We start from the raw sequence: 17502 nt of genomic DNA, 5'->3' as shown, positions 1-17502 counted from the left end.
CGGATGCGGGAAAGCGGCCGCCCTAGTGCAGCCATGCGAGCATCGCGAACAGCGCTGTCAGCGACGGCAGCAGCCGCGCCGGACTGCGCCCGAGTGCTGCCAGGCACGCCGCCCCCCGGTCGGCGGCCAGCTGCACCGCGGCGTGCCAGGCAGCCGGATCCGGTGCCTGGCGTCCGCGCAGGGAGCGCGCCAGCGACAACGCGCGTCCCAGCTCGCGCGCCGGCGCGCCGTGATCGTGACTCAGCTCACGCAGTGAGGCGAGGCACGATTCCCAGTTCGCATGTGAATGACAGAAGACGTAGAGCAGCAGGAGCGCCGGCAGCAGCAGCGGCAGCCACGGCGGCAGCGCCCGTCGCAGCCGACGGATGCGACGGATACCGTCGGCATGCCGGCTGGACTGGCGAGACCACTGCTGCAACGCGCACATGGCACAGGCTCCTTCTGGAAGAGACCGCCTTGAAGGCGGTCAGTGACAAGCTGAGGGTTGCATTGTGTGGCGCGGGGCGGTGTGCACGCATGAGGCCGGTGTCCCAGTTCGGGGTCCGCAATGCGCGACTTCCCGGGACATGCGCCCCGAGGGCCGGGCTGCAGGCGGCGCAAACCAGGCAGAAAGCAAAACCCCCGGGTTGCCTGGCGGCGCGTCCGGGGGTTGCTGAGTTCGACGGAAGCGGGCGCCGGGGCCCGCGCGCTCAGATCTCGACCTTGGTGCCCAGCTCCACCACCCGGTTGGCCGGGATCTGGAAGAAGTCCGACGGCTTGGCGCCGTTCTGGTGCATCCAGGCGAACAGGCTCTCGCGCCACATCGGCATGCCCGGCAGCTTGGACGGAATCACCGATTCGCGCGCGATGAAGAACGAGGTCTCCATCAGCTCGAAGTGCATGCCAAGCTTGTGGTCGGCCAGGTCCAGCACCCTCTGCACATCTGGCGTTTCCTTGAAGCCGTATTCGGACTTCAGGATAAAGACGCCGCCGCCGAGGTCCTTGCTGCTCACGCGCTGGTTGTCGTCCACGTAGGGGATATCGCGCGTGACGAAGGTCAGGAACACCACGCGCTCATGCAGCACGCGGTTGTGCTTCAGGTTGTGCAGCAGCGATACCGGCACGGAGTCGGTATTGCCGGTCAGGAACACCGCGGTGCCCTCGACCCGGTGCGGCGGGTGCGCCAGCAGCCCGGCGATAAAGGGCTCGAGCGGGATGCCGTCTTCCAGGCTGCGCGCGCGCAGCAGCTTGCGGCCGCTGTGCCAGGTCATCAGCAGGAAGAAGGCCGTACCGCCCATCAACAGAGGGAACCAGCCGCCTTCGGCAATCTTCAGCAGGTTGGCCGAGAAGAACGCCAGGTCGACCAGCAGGAATGACAGGCCGATCAGCGTGACCAGCACCGGATGCCACTTCCAGACATTACGCATCACGACGGCCGCCAGGAAGGTCGTGATCACCATGGTCGTCGTGACGGCAATACCGTAGGCAGCCGCCAGGTTCTCAGACTTCTTGAACGCCACCACCACGATCACCACCAGTACCAGCAGGATCCAGTTGATCACCGGCAGGTAGATCTGGCCGATTTCTGCTGCAGAGGTATAGCGGATGCGCATGCGCGGCACGAAGCCAAGCTGGATCGCCTGGCTGGTCAGCGAGAAGGCTCCCGAGATCACGGCCTGCGAAGCAATCACAGTGGCGGCGGTCGCCAGCAGCACCATCGGCAGCTGCAGCATGTCCGGCACCATCAGGTAGAAGGGATTGGAGATGTTTGCCGGATTGTTCAGCAACATCGCGCCCTGGCCAAAATAGTTGAGCATCAGGCAGGGCATCACCAGCGCGAACCACCCATACCGGATCGGGCGCGCGCCGAAGTGGCCCATGTCCGCGTACAGGGCCTCGGCACCGGTCAGCACCAGGAACACCGAACCCAGCACGACGAAGGCCTGCAGCGAATGCTCCATCAGGAAGCTGATCGCATAGTGCGGGCTGACTGCCAGAAGGATGCCCGGCGCCTTCACCAGGTGCAGCAGCCCCAGCGCACCAAGCGCGAGGAACCACGCAACCATGATCGGGCCGAACAACTTGCCCACGGCATGCGTGCCGCTGCGCTGGATGAGGAACAGCGCACACAGGATGACCAGCGTGATCGGAATGACGAATTGCGACAGGCCCGGCGCGGCGATCTCCAGCCCTTCCACCGCCGACAGCACTGAGATTGCCGGCGTAATGACCGCATCGCCATAGAACATGCAGGCACCAAAGATGCCCAGCATCATCAGCAGGCGCGCCATACGCGAGCGCGGTGCCGCTGTGCGCAGCGCCAGCGCCATCAGGGCCAGCACGCCGCCCTCGCCGTCGTTATCAGCGCGCATCACGAACATCACGTACTTGAGCGAAACGACGATGATCATCGCCCAGAACAGCATCGAGATGATGCCAAGCACGGCATCAGCGCTGAAGGGAATGCCGTGTTCCTGGCTGAAGCACTCCTTGAGCGCGTAAAGCGGGCTGGTGCCGATATCCCCGAAGACGACACCGATCGCTCCCACGATCAGCGCCCGCGTACTGGGGCTTTCGACAAAATAATGACTGGTTGTTGCGGATTGGGTCATGAGTATTGGTCTGATTGACCGGGCTCGCGGGCGATTGATGCCTCTCCGGCGACCCGGCCCTGACGCGGTGGCTGCGGGTCCGCTAACTTCTTCTATTGCATCGCACAAACGCGCGCAATTTTAGATGAACTGTCGACGATCGACCACTGCGGCAAAAAGGGATGCCGCTTTCGTGACTTCGCAAGGATGGGAGGGAAGCGGCGGATGGTCAAGCCCCGGGAGAGCAAAACAGCGTGTCCTTGCGCCCGCAAGCAGCGTTGCGGCAGGACAACATAAGGGTCTTATGCGGCGCTTTCCACCTCAAACGCCCAGATAGCGGTCCAGCGCTTCGGGCTTGCCGGCAAGATCCGACGCGGGGCCAGACATCACCACCCGGCCCTTTTCCAGCACCACGGCGCGGTCGGCGTGGGCCAGCACCGAGCGGAAATTGCGGTCGACCACGACCGAGGCGATGCCGGTGCCGCGCACGGTGGCGATGACCGCCCAGATCTCGCGCACGATGCGCGGGGCCAGCCCTTCGGTGGCCTCGTCCAGCACCAGGCAGTCGGGATTGGTCATCAGCGCGCGGCCGATGGACAGCATCTGCTGCTCGCCGCCGGACAACTGCTGGCCGCCATGGGACAGGCGTTCCTTCAGCCGCGGGAACAAGTCGAGCACGCGCGCCTCGTCCCAGTCGTTGCGGCCGTTGCAGCCCTTGCGCGCGGCCATCAGCAGGTTTTCACGCACCGACAGGCTGGGGAAAATGCCGCGGCCCTCCGGCACGTAGGCCACGCCCAGGCGCGCGACCTCGAACGGCTGCGCGCGCGAGACGTCGCGGCCAGCCACGCGGATCTGCCCCTGGCGCTGGCGCACATGGCCCAGCAGCGTGCGCAGCAGCGTGCTCTTGCCCATGCCGTTGCGGCCCAGCAGCCCGACCGTTTCGCCCACGCCCACGGTGAAGTCGACGTCGCGCAGCACGTGGCTGGAGCCATACCAGGCGTTGATGCCGGTGGCTTCGATCATCGGGGCATTCATGCGGCCTCGCTCTCTTCCTCGCCCAGGTAAGCGACCTGGACCTCGTGGTTGGTCCGGATCGCCTCGGGGCTGCCAGTGGCAATCACGGCGCCGTTGACCATCACGGTGATGCGGTCGGCGACCGAGAACACCGCGTCCATGTCATGCTCGACCAGCAGGATGGCGTGGCCCTCGCGCAGGCCGCGCAGCAGCGCCAGCATCCGCGCCGACTCTTCCGCGCCCATGCCGGCCAGCGGCTCGTCCAGCAGCAATGCGACCGGCTGCGTGGCCAGGCACATCGCCACCTCCAGCTGGCGCTTCTGGCCATGCGCCAGGTCGCTGGCGAGCCGGTCCGCCAGCGGTGCCAGGCCGGCCCGCTCCAGGGCCTCGTCGGCCAGCGTGGCGCTGGTGCGGCAGCCCTGGGCGCTTTCCCACAGCCGCCACGCGCGCTGCGCGCGCGATTGCGCGGCGAGCCGGCAGTTTTCGCGCACCGTCAGCGGCAGGAAGATATTGTTGCGCTGGTAGCTGCGCCCGACCCCATGGCGCGCCAGCCGCGGCTGCGACCAGCCGGTCACGTCCTCGCCCTTCAGGTGCAGGCGGCCGGACGACGGCGGCAGTTCGCCAGACAGCATATTGATCAGCGTGGACTTGCCCGCGCCGTTGGTGCCGATCACGGCATGGATCTCATGCAACTCCAGCGACAGGTCGACGCCCGCCACGGCGGTCAGGCCGCCGAAGCGCCGGGTCAGTTGCTGCGCCTGCAGGATCGGGGTTCCTTGCGATGTCATGCGGCCTCCGTATTGCGGCGTCCTTCGCGGCGGCTGTCCGCGGCGCCCGCGGCCTCATCCGTGCCGGTGCCGGCATCGCCATTGCGGCGTCCGCGGCGACCGTGCCGCAACACCGACGGCAGGCTGACCAGTCCGCGCGGCAGCAGTGCCACCGCGACGATGATGAAGCCGCCCATCAGCAGCTGCCAGTGCTTGGTCAGGGTGCTGAACCACTCGGCCAGCAGCACGAACGAGAACGCGCCCAGCACCGCGCCGGCCAGGCTGCCCACGCCTCCCAGGATCACCATCAGCATGGCGTTGCCGGACTGGTGCCACGACGCGATCTCCGGATTGACGAAGCCAAACTGGATCGCATACAGAAACCCGGCCAGCCCCGCCAGCAGCCCGCCCGCGACAAAGGCGCCAAGCTGGTAGCGGTAGGTGGCATAGCCGGCCGCGCGCATGCGCTGCTCGTTGTGGCGGATGCCGACCAGCGCGTGCCCGAAGCGCGAGCGCAGCACCAGCGCCAGCACCGCTACCGTCAGCACCAGCCCGATCCATACCATCCAGTAGAAATGCGTGGGATCGTTGACCGTCAGCAGGTGCTCGCCAGGCACCGGGAATTCCGGCCGGAAGTAGATATAGGTGCCGTCGCTGCCGCCCGCGATCTTGGTGTCATGGAAGACGAAATACACCATCTGCGCGAACGCCAGCGTGACCATGATGAAATACACGCCGCGGGTGCGCAGCACCAGCGCCCCCACCACCAGCGCCAGCAGCGCGGACGCGGCCAGCGCACCCGCCAGCAGCAGCCAGCCGTTGCCCGGGCCGGCCTGCGGCGCCAGGATTGCGGTGGCATACGCCGCCATGGCGAAGTACGCGGCATGGCCCAGGCTGACCAGCCCGGTGTAGCCGATCAGCAGCTGCAGCGACAGCGCGAAGATCGCCATGATCATCACCTTGCTGAGCAGCTCGATGTAGAACTTGTTGCTGTCCGCGGTCAGCAGCAGCGGCAGTGCCGCCAGCACCGCGAACGCCACCAGCCAGCCCAGCCCGGTGGCCAGCGTGGCATTGCGCAAGGAGTGCCGGCGCGCCGGCAATGTCGTCGGGTTCATGTCATCCTGCCTTGAACAGCCCCTGCGGCTTCCACAGCAGGATCACCGCCATAAGCAGGTAGATCAGCACGCCGGCCGCCTCCTGCCAGAACACCTTGCCGAAGGTATCGACGAAGCCCAGCAGCAGCGACGCCACCAGCGCGCCCTTGACCGAGCCGATGCCGCCGATCACCACCACCACGAAGCAGACGATCAGCACCTGCGCGCCCATGCCCGGATAGACCGACGACACCGGCGCGGCGATCATGCCGGCCAGCACTGCCAGCGCCACGCCCAGCGCGAACACGAAACGGTACAGCACCGTGATGTTGATGCCCAGCGACTGCACCATCTCGCGGTTGGTGGCGCCGGCGCGGATCATCATGCCCAGCCGGGTGCGCCGGATCACGTAGTACATCGCCAGGGCCACCACCAGGCATACCGCGGAGATAAAGAGGCGGTACACCGGATAGGTCATGTCGTTGCCGATCGCCAACGAGCCGTCCAGCAGCGCAGGCACCTGCACGCCGTGCACGTCATCGCCGACCAGGATGCTGCGCAACTCCTCGAACACCAGGATCAGCCCGTAGGTCATCAGCACCTGCTGCAGGTGGTCGCGCTCATACAGGTAGCTGAAGAAGGCCCATTCCAGCACGTAGCCGAATGCCACCGCCAGCACGATGCCGAGCGGGATGGCGATAAACAGGTTGCCGGTCAGGCCGGCGAGCGTGAAGGCCAGGTAGGCGCCGAGCATGTAGAAGCTGCCGTGGGCGAGGTTGATCACGCCCATGATGCCGAAGATCAGCGTCAGGCCGCTGGCCACCAGGAACAGCAGCAGGCCGTACTGGACGCTGTTCAGGCACTGGATCAGGAAGGAGACGATATCCATGTTGCGTCAGCCGCCACCGCGCCTGTCCCTGGAGGACGAAGGCGCGGTATCAGGCTGCTCCGGAAGAGCCGATCAGAGGCGGCAGCCGCGGGCCGGGTCGGCCAGTGCCTTGACGGCCACCGAGCTGACCTTGTTCTCGCGCCCGTCGACCTTGCGCAGGTAGAAATCCTGCACCGGGTTATGCGCCTTGGACAGCGTGAAGGCGCCGCGCGGGCTGTCGATCCTGGCCGCGCCCATGGCCTTGTACAGGTCGGCCTTGCGCGTCATGTCGCCCTTCACCGCCGTGGCGCCGGCGGCCAGCAGCTGGGCGGCATCGTAGCCCTGCACTGCGTACACGTCCGGCTGCAGCTTGTAGGTCTTGGCGTAGTCCAGGCGGAAGTTCTTGTCGCGCGGGTTGGTCAGGCCATCGGCGTAGTGCAGCGTGGTTTCCAGCCCCTGCGCGGCGTTGCCCTGTGCTTCGAGCGTGCCGTCGGTCAGGAAGCCCGAGCCGTACAGCGGAATCTTGTCCTTGAGCCCCGCCGCAGCCCAGTCCTTGACAAACTTGACCGCGCCGCCGCCGGCAAAGAACACGAACACGGCGTCAGGCTTGAGCGACGCCACTTCGGTGATCAGCGCCTGGAACTCGACATTGGGGAACGGCAGGTTCAGTTCCTTCACCACCTTGCCGCCCTTGGCCTCGAACGCTTCCTTGAAGCCCTTCACCGACTGTTCGCCGGCGGCGTACTTCCAGGTCAGCGTCACCACCTTCTTCAGGCCGCGCTCGCCCAGCACCTGGCCCATGGCGTAGCCCGGCTGCCAGTTCGAGAACGAGGTGCGGAAGATATTGGGGCCGCACAGCGGACCTGTTGCCTCATCCACGCCGGCATTGGGAATGATCAGCAGCGTGTTGTTCTCCTTGGCCACCTTGACGATGCCCATCTGCACGCCCGAATGCACCGTGCCGACCACCACGTCGACCTGGTCGCGCTTGACCAGCTTGGTGGCGTTCTCCGGCGCCTTGGCCGGATCGGATTCATCGTCGACCTTGAAGTACTCGATGTCGCGTCCGCCAAGCTTGCCGCCCTGCTGCTGCACGTACATGCGGAAGCCGTTCTCGATGGCCGTCCCCAGGGCCGCGTAGGTGCCGGTGTACGGCAGCATGAAGCCGACCTTGATCTTTCCCCCGGGTGCAGCGGGTGCGGGGGCTGCTGGCTGCGCGGACGCGCCGGCCATGGCAAAGACGGTGGCGACGGCAAGGCAGGCAGGCGCAAGCCTGCGCGAGGTGAAGCGACGCATGGTGTCTCCTGGTGGTCAAGCCGGTGGCTCGCTGGACCGTTGCCGGTCACCCCTGCCCTTGCCGTGTCCCGCGCTGGCGCATGCACCGTGAGGACCCTTCGCAACAGGCGGGAAGCCGAATTATTTTAGGTTTGAAGTATGCAGATTTATATGCCGAACGGCAGCCAGCGTCAACGGTTCTTTTTGGTCCCGGTGTGGCGAATGCCCGCATCGCGCGAGTTTAAGCAAGGTGGTCTGGGGGGCATATCGATGGATACCCTCGATCTGCGCCATGGTGCCGTACACGTCGTCCTCGCCCTGCACCGCCAGCACCGGGCAGCGCAGCCCAGACAGCAGCGGACGCAGGTCCCACTGGCGGAATTCGGGGTCGAGCCAGATATCGTTCCAACCCCAGAAGGCCGAATCGACGTCGTCATGGTGGCGCGCCAGCCGCTGGCGCAGGTCGGTTTCCAGGTAAGCCCGGCGCGTGCCCGCGATGCTGCGCACCGACAGGTCTTCGACCACGATATGCGGCGCCAGCACGGTGATGCCGGCAACCGCCTGTGGAAAGCTGGCGGCGTGGATCAGCGCGATCGAGCCGCCGTCGCTGTGACCCAGCAGCCAGGGCATGCCGTGCGCGCGGCCGGGACCGATGTCGAGCGCGTCGAACAATGCGGGCAGCGCCTCGCATGCCTGGCGATGCATGAAGTCGGGACGCCATTTTTCGTCGTGCGGCCGCGGCGTCGAACGTCCGTAGCCGTAGCGCGAGAACACCAGGCCACGATAGTCGCCGGCTTCACAAAATTCACGCGGAAAATCGCGCCACATGCTGACCGAGCCCAGCCCCTCATGCAGGAACACCACCAGCGGGCGCTGCGCGCGTTCAGGTCGCAGCCACTGGTACTCGATCCGGATACGGCGGTTGTCGAAGGGAATTTCCACCAGGCTGCTTTGCATGGGCACGCTATTGTCTTGCATCGGTTCAGAAGGAATGTCCAGAAGCTACGGGCGCTTCATTGCGCCGCCTCCCGCGCGGCTTGCTCGCGCTGGCGCAGGCGGAAACGCTGGATCTTGCCGGTCGCGGTCTTGGGCAGTTCGGGCACGCATTCGATCTGGCGCGGGTACTTGTACGGCGCGAGGCGCGACTTGATAAAGGCCTGCAGTTCCGCCGCCATGCCGTCATGCCATTGTTGGCCGGGCCGCAGCACGACAAAGGCCTTGGGCTTGACCAGTTCGTCGGCATCCGTGACGCCGATCACCGCCGCCTCCAGCACGGCCGGGTGCTGCGCCAGCGCGGCCTCGACCTCGAACGGCGACACGTAGATGCCGCCGACCTTGAGCATGTCGTCGCTGCGGCCGGCATAGGTGTAGTAGCCATCGGCATCGCACAGGTACTTGTCGCCGCTGCGCGTCCATTCGCCGACAAAGGTATCGCGACTCTTGTCGCGGTTGCACCAGTACATCAGCGCGGCACTGGGGCCCTTGATATAGAGATCGCCGATCTCGCCGGGCGCGCACGGCTCGCCGCGCTCGTCCAGCAGCTTCAGCGCGTAGCCTGGCACCGGCTTGCCGGTGGTGCCGTAGCGCACCTCACCCGGCCGGTTCGACAGGAAGATATGCAGCATCTCGGTGGAGCCGATGCCATCCAGGATGTCGCAGCCGAAATGCGCCAGGAAGCGTTCGCCGATATCGCGCGGCAGGGCCTCGCCGGCAGAGGTGCATACACGCAACGCCACCTCGGCGCGCGGCGGCAGCTCAGGCGCCGCCAACATGCCCGCAAACAGCGTGGGCACGCCGCAGAACACCGTGGGCCGCTGCTCGCGCAGCCGCCTGAACACGGCCGCCGGCGTGGGCCGCTCGGCCATCAGCACGGTGGTGGCGCCGACCGACATCGGAAAGGTTAGCGCATTGCCCAGCCCGTAGGCAAAGAACAGCTTGGCGGCCGAGAACACCATGTCGTCTTCGCGGATGCCCAGCACCTGGCGGGCATACAGGTCAGCCGTATGGAACAGGTTGCCATGCGTGTGCACGGTGCCCTTGGGCCGTCCGGTCGAGCCCGACGAATACAGCCAGAACGCCATGTCGTCCGGGCCGCTGCGCACGGTCTGCGCGGGGGAACGCGTGCGCGCCAGCATCGCGCCCACGCTGCACGCCGGCGCGCCATCGGCATGCGGCGCCGCCTGGATCACCATCGGCGCCAGCCCGCTCTTCTCGATGGCCGCCTTCATCACCGGCAGCAGCGGCTCCGACACCACCACGGCGCGCGCGCCGCTGTGGCCAAGCATGTAGGCGTAATCGTCCGCGGTCAGCAGGGTATTGACCGCCACCGGCACAACGCCCGCCAGCAGGCAGCCGAGAAATACCGTGGGGAAATCAATGGTATCGAGCGCGCACAGCAGCAGCCGCTCTTCCTGGCGGAAGCCCGCGTCGCGCAGCGCGCCGGCAAAACGGCGGGCGCGGGCATCGAGCTCGGCGTAAGTCAGCGAGGTGGTGTCGTCGATGTAGGCAGTCTTGCCCCCGCGCCCTGCCTCCAGATTGCGCGACAGCAGGTCCTCGGCGGCGTTGTAGCGGGTGGGCAGTGCCGCCACGACATCGGTAGCGGGTGGAACATCCGGCAGCACGGGCGATGCTGCCGCTGGCATGCCGGCGGCGGTATTGGGGGGCGTCATTGTCTCCACTCCTTGGTGTCGCGCCGCGGGCCACGGGCGCCGCGCCAGCGTCAGTCCAGTCGCTGTTCTGTTTGCCGATGTCCGCCAATGTGCATGCCGGCATCCGCTTGTTGATGCATTTTATTTCATATCAACTATTATGCAAGCGAGGGGATGCACTATAGGACAGGCTTTATCGAACCGACTGCCTGCCGCGCCACTTGGCGCACCAGGGCTGCTCGTATAATGCGCCCTTGCTTTTTCTGCCGGTCAACCCGAAACCACCACCATGCGCCGCGATCCCACCCCGCTGCCCGCCAACGAGACCGAAGCCGACGCGCGCCCTGCCGGGGATGCGCCCGCCGCAGCCGCCAACGCCGAGCGCGACCCCTACCTGACGCTGCTGGGCGAGCGCATCCGCTCGCTGCGCGCCTCGCGCGGCATGTCGCGCAAGGACCTGGCGCGCGGCGCCGGCGTGTCCGAGCGCTACCTGGCCAACCTGGAAACCGGCACCGGCAATGCGTCGGTGCTGCTGCTGCGCCAGGTGGCGCGCGCGCTCGACGTGCCGCTGCCGGTGGTGCTGGCCGAAGTGGACGGCCTGAAAGGCGAGCAGGCCACCGCGTTTGCGCAGATGGTGCAATGGCTGGCGCAGTTGCCCGCGGGCGATCTGGCGCGCGTGCGTGAAGCCTGCCGCCATGCACTGGCCCCCGCAGAGTCCGGCGATGCGCGCCACCGCCGCATCGCGCTGATCGGCCTGCGCGGCGCCGGCAAGTCCACCCTGGGCCGCGCGCTGGCAGCGGCCAGGGACGTGCCCTTTGTCGAACTGAACACCGTGATCGAGCAGGAAGCCGGCGCCAGCCTGTCGGAAATCCATTCGCTCTACGGCCAGGCGGCCTACCGCCGCTACGAAATGCGCGCGCTGGAACGCACCCTGCGCGAGCACGACCGCCTGGTGCTGGCCACGCCGGGCAGCCTGGTCTCTGAACCGGCCACCTTCAACCTGCTGCTGTCGCAGTGCTACACCATCTGGGTGCGCACCTCGCCGGAGGAACACATGGCGCGCGTGGTGGCCCAGGGCGACATGCGGCCGATGGAAGGCAACCGCGAGGCCATGGCCGACCTGCGCCGCATCCTGCAGGCACGCGCGCCGCTCTATGACCGCGCCGATATCTCGATCGACACCAGCGGCCAGGACGCCGCCGCCTCGCTGCAACAGTTGCGCGCCCAACTGCAGGCCGCCGGCGCCTGACCACCCTGCCGGCGGCGCACGGCTGACAAAGACATTGCGCCGGCCGCCTCCATGCACTATATTTCATCAAAAGCCGCAAGGCACTATAGTGCACTCAGGAGACAGCCATGTCCGCGCCGGCAACCGCCCCACTGCGCCCTGACCAGGCAGCCGCCCCGTCAGATGCGCCCGCCCCCGTCACCTTCGAGCGTCATCCCGACCAGTACCGCCACTGGAAACTGAGTTTCGACGGCCCCGTCGCCACGCTGGCGATGGACGTCGACGAGGAAGGCGGACTGCGCCCCGGCTACGCGCTGAAGCTCAATTCCTACGACCTTGGCGTCGATATCGAACTGCACGACGCGCTGCAGCGCATCCGCTTCGAACACCCCGAAGTGCGCACCGTGGTGCTGACCAGCGCGCGCGAGCGCATCTTCTGCTCGGGCGCCAATATCTTCATGCTGGGGCTGTCGTCGCATGCGTGGAAGGTCAACTTCTGCAAGTTCACCAACGAGACCCGCAATGCCATCGAGGATGCCAGCCGGCACTCGGGGCTGAAGTTCATCGCCGCCTGCAACGGCACCACCGCCGGCGGCGGCTATGAACTGGCGCTGGCGTGCGACGAGATCGTGCTGGTCGATGACCGCTCGTCCGCGGTAAGCCTGCCCGAGGTGCCGCTGCTCGGCGTGCTGCCCGGCACCGGCGGCCTGACCCGCGTGACTGACAAGCGCCACGTGCGCCGCGACCACGCAGACATCTTCTGCACCACCACGGAAGGCGTGCGCGGCCAGCGCGCCAAGGACTGGAAGCTGGTTGACGAAGTGGTCAAGCCGGCGCGCTTTGCCGAGCATATCGCCGAGCGCGCGGCGGCGCTGGCGGCCACCAGCGACCGGCCACAGGGCCACCATGGCATCACGCTGACACCGCTGTCGCGCACCATCGAGCCCGACGGCTACCGCTACGAGACCGTGCGCGTGCATGTCGATCCCGCTGCGCGCAAGGCCACGCTGACCGTGTTCGGGCCCGACAAGCACCAGCCCGCGGATCTCGCCGGCGTGGTCGCGGCCGGCGCGCAATGGTGGCCGCTGAAGATGGCGCGCGAACTGGACGACGCCATCCTGACACTGCGCGCCAACCACCTGGATATCGGCATCTGGGTGCTCAAGACCGATGGCGACTCGGCCGCGGTGCTGGCCGCCGACGCGCTGCTGCAGGCGCATGCCGGCCACTGGTTCGTGCGCGAGACCATCGGCATGCTGCGCCGCACGCTGGCGCGGCTGGATGTGTCGTCGCGCAGCCTGATCGCGCTGATCGAAGCCGATTCCTGCTTTGCCGGCACGCTGCTGGAACTGGCGCTGGCCGCCGACCGCAGCTACATGCTGCACCTGCCCGACGCCCCGGACGATGCGCCGCGCGTGTTCGCGTCCGCGCTCAACTTCGGCCACTACCCCATGCCCAACGGGCAAACCCGGCTGGCGGCGCGCTTCTATGGCGACGAGGCCGCGCTCACGGCGGTACGCGAGCATATCGGCGCGCCGCTGGATGCGCTCAGCGCCGACTCGCTCGGGCTGATCACCGCCGCGCCCGACGATATCGACTGGGAGGACGAAATCCGCATCGCCCTGGAAGAACGCGCCAGCCTGTCGCCGGATGCATTGACCGGGATGGAAGCCAACCTGCGCTTCGGCGGCGCCGAGACCATGGAAACGCGCATCTTCGGCCGCCTGACCGCATGGCAGAACTGGATCTTCCAGCGCCCCAACGCCGTCGGCGAGTACGGCGCGCTGAAGGTCTTCGGCAGCGGCAACAAGGCACGCTTCGACTGGGACCGGGTGTAGCGCCCGGGCCCCGCCAGACAACAAGGAGACAGCACGTGAGCATCGACTACAGCCAGAAGATTCCCAACAACGTCAACCTGTCCGACGACCGCGCGCTGCAGCGCGCGCTGGAACACTGGCAACCAGCGTTCCTCGACTGGTGGCACGACATGGGACCGGACGGCTCGCACAACTTCGATGTGTACCTGCGCACCGCGGTGTCGGTCGATCCATCGGGCTGGGCGCACTTCGACCACGTCAAGATGCCGGACTACCGCTGGGGCATCTTCCTGCAGCCGGCCGACCCCGAGCGCAGGATCCATTTCGGCGAGCACAAGGGCGAAGCCACCTGGCAGGACGTGCCGGGCGAGCACCGCGCCAACCTGCGCCGCATCATCGTCACGCAGGGCGACACCGAGCCCGCCTCGGTCGAGCAGCAGCGCCACCTGGGCCTGACCGCGCCGAGCCTGTACGATCTGCGCAACCTGTTCCAGGTCAATGTGGAGGAAGGCCGCCACCTGTGGGCGATGGTATACCTGCTGCACCGCTATTTCGGCCGCGACGGCCGCGAGGAAGCCGAGGCGCTGCTGGAGCGCCGCTCGGGCGACCAGGACAATCCGCGCATCCTCGGCGCCTTCAACGAGCGCACCCCGGACTGGCTGGCGTTCTTCATGTTCACCTACTTCACCGACCGCGACGGCAAGTTCCAGCTGTGCGCGCTGGCCGAATCCGGCTTCGATCCGCTGGCGCGCACCACGCGCTTCATGCTGACCGAGGAAGCGCATCATATGTTCGTGGGTGAATCCGGCGTGTCGCGCGTGATCCAGCGCACCTGCGAGGTGATGCGCGAACGCGGCATCGAAGACCCCGCCGAAGTGCGCGCCGCCGGGGTGATCGACCTGGAGACCATCCAGCGCTACCTGAACTTCCACTACAGCGTCACCATTGACCTGTTCGGCGCCGACCAGTCGTCCAACGCCGCCACCTTCTACAGCGCCGGCCTGAAGGGCCGCTTCGAGGAAGGCAAGCGCGCCGACGACCACGTGCTCAAGAGCGATGTCTACCGCGTGCTGGAAGTGCGCGACGGCCACCTGGGCGAGCGCGAGGTGCCAATGCTCAATGCGCTCAATGAAGTACTGCGCGACGACTACATCAAGGACAGCATGGGCGGCGTCGCGCGCTGGAACAAGGTCATCGAGAAGGCCGGCATCGCGTTCCGCCTGACCGTGCCGCACAAGGCCTTCAACCGCAAGATCGGCACGCTCGCCAATGTGCACGTCTCGCCCGAGGGCCAGCTGATTTCCGAAGCCGAGTGGAAGGCCAACGAACGCAAATGGCTGGCCACCGATGAAGACCGCGCCTTTGTGGCCTCGCTGATGGGCCGCGTGGTGGAGCCGGGCAAGTACGCCAACTGGATCGCGCCGCCGGCGGTGGGCATCAACCGCCAGCCGATGGATTTCGAGTACGTGCGTTTCAACTGAACCAGAACCACAAGGACAGGCCAGGAGCCACCGGAGACACGCCATGGGCGCCCCCGACATCATCAAGCAGCACCTGATCGATCCGGAAATCTGCATCCGCTGCAATACCTGCGAGGACACCTGTCCGATCGATGCCATCACCCACGACGACCGCAACTACGTGGTCAGGGCGGACGTGTGCAACGGCTGCAACGCCTGCCTGTCGCCCTGCCCGACGGGCGCCATCGACAACTGGCGCACCATGCTGCGCGGCCAGGCCTACCCGATCGAGGCGCAATTGCTGTGGGACGAATTGCCGGCCGAGGTGCCGCTGCCGGAACTGGCCGACCTGGGTGAGGCACCGCAGGCAACCCTCGGCAGCGGCACGGCAACCGGCGCCGCACCCGACGCCGTCATCCAGTCCGTGGAAACCAGCCGCCACACCTCGCCGCGTGCGCCGTGGTCGGCGGCCCATCCCTATGTGAACCTGCATGGCGTGCGCGCACCGGTCACCGCGACCGTGGCCGGCAACTACCGGCTGACCGCCGAGGACGCGTCCAGCGACATCCACCATATCGTGCTGGATTTCGGCACGCACTTCTTCCCGATCCTGGAAGGCCAGTCGATCGGCATCGTGCCGCCCGGCACGGATGCGTCGGGCAAGCCGCACTACATCCGCTTGTACTCGGTGGCCAGCCCGCGCGACGGCGAGCGCCCCGGCTACAACAACCTGGCGCTGACCGTCAAACGGGTCGACCAGGACCACGATGGCAAGCCGGTGCGGGGCGTCGCGTCCAGCTACCTGTGCGACCTGGCCAAGGGCGACAACGTTCAGGTGGTGGGCCCGTTCGGATCGACCTTCCTGATGCCCAACCATGCCGAGGCCAGCATCATGATGATCTGCACCGGCACGGGCTCGGCGCCGATGCGCGCCATGACCGAGCGCATGCGCCGCAACATGGCGCACTTCGGCGGGCGCCGGATGCTGTTCTTCGGCGCCCGCAACGCCAACGAACTGCCCTACTTCGGCCCGCTGCTGAAGCTGCCCAGGGACTTCCTGGACATCCATTTCGCCTTTTCGCGCGACCCCGCCGCGCCGCGCCGCTACGTGCAGGACGCGATCCGCGAGGCCGGGGACAGCGCCGCCGCCCTGCTGGCCGATCCCAACGGCCATGTCTATATCTGCGGACTGAAGGGCATGGAAGCAGGCGTGCTGGAGGCATTCGAAGCGGTGTGCGCCGGCGCCGGGCACGCCTGGCTGGAGATCGAGGCCGCCATGAAGGCGGAGGGCCGGCTCCATATCGAGACCTACTGACGCCGCCCCGCTGCTTGCTGGTCTTTTCAGCAAGCGCTTCCCTTCTGAAAGGCATCGCCTATAATATTTCTCAAGAAACAGGAGTGATGGCGATGCAATCCAGGCGGATTCCGGAAATCGATCCCGCCGGCGGCCCCGACCCCGGCACCACGCTGACCAAGGCGGTGATGCGCGCCGCGGGCTTCCTCGGCATCAGCCAGGCCATCGTGGCAAGCGTGCTGGGCATCAGCACGGCATCGGTATCGCGTATGGCATCTGGCGGCTATGTGCTCGATGCGCACCGCAAGGAGTGGGAATTCGGCGTGCTGTTCGTGCGCCTGTTCCGATCGCTGGATGCCATCCTGGGCCACGGCGACCAGGCCCGGCTATGGCTGACCAATGAAAACCTCGCGCTGGGCGGCAAGCCCCTTGAAATGATCCGCACAACGGAAGGTCTGGTCCGTGTCGTTCACTACCTGGACGCCACCCGCGGTCGCATCTGAGCGCCGGCAGTTTGCGCTCACGCTGTGGCGGGCGGTGGAGGCCCAGCACGTCGTATCCACCATGCCGCTGGTCGACAGCCTGGAAGAACAGGCTGTGCTGGAAGCCGTGCTTGACGCCGGCAAACCCGCCGTGCCCGCCGAGGCGCGCCACCTGCACTACCTGCTGTTCACCCCGTTCCGCTATCCGCCCTCGCCCTGGGGCTCGCGCTTTCGCGCCAGCCAGGACCCGGGCGTGTTCTACGGCGCCAACGAGATCCGCACCGCCTGCGCCGAACTCGGCTACTGGCGCTGGCGCTTCCTCAACGACAGCCCCGCGCTGCCGGGCATCGACGCCCGCGCGCAGACGCTGTTCGAAGTGCGCGTCGAGACCTGGGGCGTGGCGCTGGACACACCGCCGTTCGACCAGGACCACGCAACCTGGACCGACCCCGACCACCACGAGCCCTGCCAGGCCTTCGGCCGCATTGCGCGCGAGGCCGGCCTTGGCATGATCCGCTACACCTCCGTGCGCGATCCCCAGCATGGCCCCTGCGGCGCGGTGCTGACCCCGCGCGCGTTCTCCCACCCGGCGCCGCTGGCCACCACCACCTGGATGCTGACGGTACGCCGCGACCGCGTGATCTGGCAGCGCGACGACCTGCAGCAACGCGACAGCTTCGAGTTCGAAGCCGCGCTGTGGCAGCGCACAACCAATAGCGCTGGAAAGGGCTGAACCTCTGCCCCGTGCCGGCGATCTAATCGTTATGGCAGGCGGCAATGCTCACCGCTGGAAGGTATTTTTAAACAAGTGTTGCATTGCGCAACCGGATGCCATATAATCTTTTCTTCGACGGACGCGGGGTGGAGCAGTTGGCAGCTCGTCGGGCTCATAACCCGAAGGTCGCAGGTTCAAGTCCTGCCCCCGCAACCAACCGCATGATGCGTATCATGTGGCGCCGTTAAAGCAGATAAACCCGCCTCTGGC

The 17502-nt window shown here is 66.9% G+C and carries 15 protein-coding genes and 1 tRNA gene; 7 read left to right on the top strand and 9 right to left on the bottom strand.

The window, feature by feature from the left end:
• Positions 1 to 22: 22 nt before the first annotated feature.
• From KB879_RS07320 to KB879_RS07280, 9 genes are all read right to left on the bottom strand, one after another.
• A complete protein-coding gene (locus tag KB879_RS07320) occupies positions 23 to 427 on the bottom strand; it encodes a hypothetical protein (RefSeq protein ID WP_153956166.1) in 405 nt (134 codons plus the stop codon).
• A gap of 262 nt (positions 428 to 689) precedes the next feature.
• Positions 690 to 2591, bottom strand: a complete 1902-nt coding sequence (locus KB879_RS07315; protein ID WP_153956165.1) for a potassium transporter Kup — start codon at positions 2589 to 2591, stop codon at positions 690 to 692.
• Positions 2592 to 2891: 300 nt separating this feature from the next.
• On the bottom strand, positions 2892 to 3605 hold the full coding sequence (locus KB879_RS07310) for an ABC transporter ATP-binding protein (RefSeq protein WP_013956432.1): 714 nt from the start codon (positions 3603 to 3605) through the stop codon (positions 2892 to 2894).
• Complete coding sequence (locus KB879_RS07305) at positions 3602 to 4372, bottom strand: ABC transporter ATP-binding protein (RefSeq protein ID WP_013956431.1); 771 nt, start codon at positions 4370 to 4372, stop codon at positions 3602 to 3604. Before KB879_RS07305 ends, KB879_RS07310 begins: the two co-directional genes overlap by 4 nt.
• Positions 4369 to 5466 (bottom strand): branched-chain amino acid ABC transporter permease, encoded by a 1098-nt coding sequence (locus KB879_RS07300; RefSeq protein WP_013956430.1) that lies wholly within the window; start codon positions 5464 to 5466, stop codon positions 4369 to 4371. The genes KB879_RS07305 and KB879_RS07300 overlap by 4 nt, the downstream gene beginning before the upstream one ends.
• A 1-nt stretch (position 5467) precedes the next feature.
• On the bottom strand, positions 5468 to 6334 hold the full coding sequence (locus KB879_RS07295; protein WP_153956163.1) for a branched-chain amino acid ABC transporter permease: 867 nt from the start codon (positions 6332 to 6334) through the stop codon (positions 5468 to 5470).
• 72 nt (positions 6335 to 6406) lie between these two features.
• Positions 6407 to 7609, bottom strand: a complete 1203-nt coding sequence (locus tag KB879_RS07290) for an ABC transporter substrate-binding protein (protein WP_013956428.1) — start codon at positions 7607 to 7609, stop codon at positions 6407 to 6409.
• Positions 7610 to 7729: 120 nt separating this feature from the next.
• Positions 7730 to 8545 carry an alpha/beta fold hydrolase gene (locus KB879_RS07285; protein ID WP_228772678.1) on the bottom strand — a complete coding sequence of 272 codons (816 nt, stop codon included), beginning with the start codon at positions 8543 to 8545 and terminating at the stop codon, positions 7730 to 7732.
• Positions 8546 to 8601: 56 nt separating this feature from the next.
• Positions 8602 to 10257 (bottom strand): benzoate-CoA ligase family protein, encoded by a 1656-nt coding sequence (locus KB879_RS07280; protein ID WP_153956162.1) that lies wholly within the window; start codon positions 10255 to 10257, stop codon positions 8602 to 8604.
• Positions 10258 to 10525: 268 nt separating this feature from the next.
• Here KB879_RS07280 and KB879_RS07275 point away from each other — a divergent pair, with 268 nt between their 5' ends.
• From KB879_RS07275 to KB879_RS07245, 7 genes are all read left to right on the top strand, one after another.
• On the top strand, positions 10526 to 11485 hold the full coding sequence (locus KB879_RS07275; RefSeq protein ID WP_013956425.1) for a helix-turn-helix transcriptional regulator: 960 nt from the start codon (positions 10526 to 10528) through the stop codon (positions 11483 to 11485).
• A gap of 107 nt (positions 11486 to 11592) precedes the next feature.
• Positions 11593 to 13302, top strand: a complete 1710-nt coding sequence (boxC, locus tag KB879_RS07270) for a 2,3-epoxybenzoyl-CoA dihydrolase (protein WP_013956424.1) — start codon at positions 11593 to 11595, stop codon at positions 13300 to 13302.
• A gap of 35 nt (positions 13303 to 13337) precedes the next feature.
• The gene (boxB, locus tag KB879_RS07265) at positions 13338 to 14762 is read left to right on the top strand and encodes a benzoyl-CoA 2,3-epoxidase subunit BoxB (protein WP_211980972.1); all 1425 of its coding nucleotides are present in this window, start codon (positions 13338 to 13340) and stop codon (positions 14760 to 14762) included.
• Between the two features lie 43 nt (positions 14763 to 14805).
• A complete protein-coding gene (gene boxA / locus KB879_RS07260) occupies positions 14806 to 16056 on the top strand; it encodes a benzoyl-CoA 2,3-epoxidase subunit BoxA (protein ID WP_013956422.1) in 1251 nt (416 codons plus the stop codon).
• 92 nt (positions 16057 to 16148) lie between these two features.
• Entirely contained in the window at positions 16149 to 16538 is a 390-nt protein-coding gene (locus tag KB879_RS07255; protein ID WP_013956421.1) for an MbcA/ParS/Xre antitoxin family protein, read from the top strand.
• The gene (locus KB879_RS07250; RefSeq protein ID WP_013956420.1) at positions 16498 to 17250 is read left to right on the top strand and encodes an RES family NAD+ phosphorylase; all 753 of its coding nucleotides are present in this window, start codon (positions 16498 to 16500) and stop codon (positions 17248 to 17250) included. The genes KB879_RS07255 and KB879_RS07250 overlap by 41 nt, the downstream gene beginning before the upstream one ends.
• A gap of 122 nt (positions 17251 to 17372) precedes the next feature.
• Positions 17373 to 17448, top strand: a tRNA-Met gene (locus tag KB879_RS07245).
• The last annotated feature ends 54 nt before the right edge of the window (positions 17449 to 17502 follow it).

Source organism: Cupriavidus sp. KK10 (assembly GCF_018223725.1).
GTDB classification, from domain to species: domain Bacteria; phylum Pseudomonadota; class Gammaproteobacteria; order Burkholderiales; family Burkholderiaceae; genus Cupriavidus; species Cupriavidus necator.
The sequence above is the reverse complement of the archived record's forward strand: the minus strand, read 5'-3'. Positions and strand labels throughout refer to the sequence as shown.

What these genes read in the sequence shown, in the direction of transcription:
- KB879_RS07275 (WP_013956425.1), top strand. Translation starts at nt 10,526, where the DNA reads ATGCGCCGCGATCCCACCCCGCTGCCCGCCAACGAGACCGAAGCCGAC.
- boxA (WP_013956422.1), top strand. Translation starts at nt 14,806, where the DNA reads ATGGGCGCCCCCGACATCATCAAGCAGCACCTGATCGATCCGGAAATC.
- KB879_RS07280 (WP_153956162.1), bottom strand. Translation starts at nt 10,257, where the DNA reads ATGACGCCCCCCAATACCGCCGCCGGCATGCCAGCGGCAGCATCGCCC.
- KB879_RS07315 (WP_153956165.1), bottom strand. Translation starts at nt 2,591, where the DNA reads ATGACCCAATCCGCAACAACCAGTCATTATTTTGTCGAAAGCCCCAGT.
- KB879_RS07295 (WP_153956163.1), bottom strand. Translation starts at nt 6,334, where the DNA reads ATGGATATCGTCTCCTTCCTGATCCAGTGCCTGAACAGCGTCCAGTAC.
- KB879_RS07310 (WP_013956432.1), bottom strand. Translation starts at nt 3,605, where the DNA reads ATGAATGCCCCGATGATCGAAGCCACCGGCATCAACGCCTGGTATGGC.
- KB879_RS07305 (WP_013956431.1), bottom strand. Translation starts at nt 4,372, where the DNA reads ATGACATCGCAAGGAACCCCGATCCTGCAGGCGCAGCAACTGACCCGG.
- KB879_RS07300 (WP_013956430.1), bottom strand. Translation starts at nt 5,466, where the DNA reads ATGAACCCGACGACATTGCCGGCGCGCCGGCACTCCTTGCGCAATGCC.
- KB879_RS07320 (WP_153956166.1), bottom strand. Translation starts at nt 427, where the DNA reads ATGTGCGCGTTGCAGCAGTGGTCTCGCCAGTCCAGCCGGCATGCCGAC.
- KB879_RS07255 (WP_013956421.1), top strand. Translation starts at nt 16,149, where the DNA reads ATGCAATCCAGGCGGATTCCGGAAATCGATCCCGCCGGCGGCCCCGAC.
- KB879_RS07290 (WP_013956428.1), bottom strand. Translation starts at nt 7,609, where the DNA reads ATGCGTCGCTTCACCTCGCGCAGGCTTGCGCCTGCCTGCCTTGCCGTC.
- KB879_RS07285 (WP_228772678.1), bottom strand. Translation starts at nt 8,545, where the DNA reads ATGCAAAGCAGCCTGGTGGAAATTCCCTTCGACAACCGCCGTATCCGG.
- boxC (WP_013956424.1), top strand. Translation starts at nt 11,593, where the DNA reads ATGTCCGCGCCGGCAACCGCCCCACTGCGCCCTGACCAGGCAGCCGCC.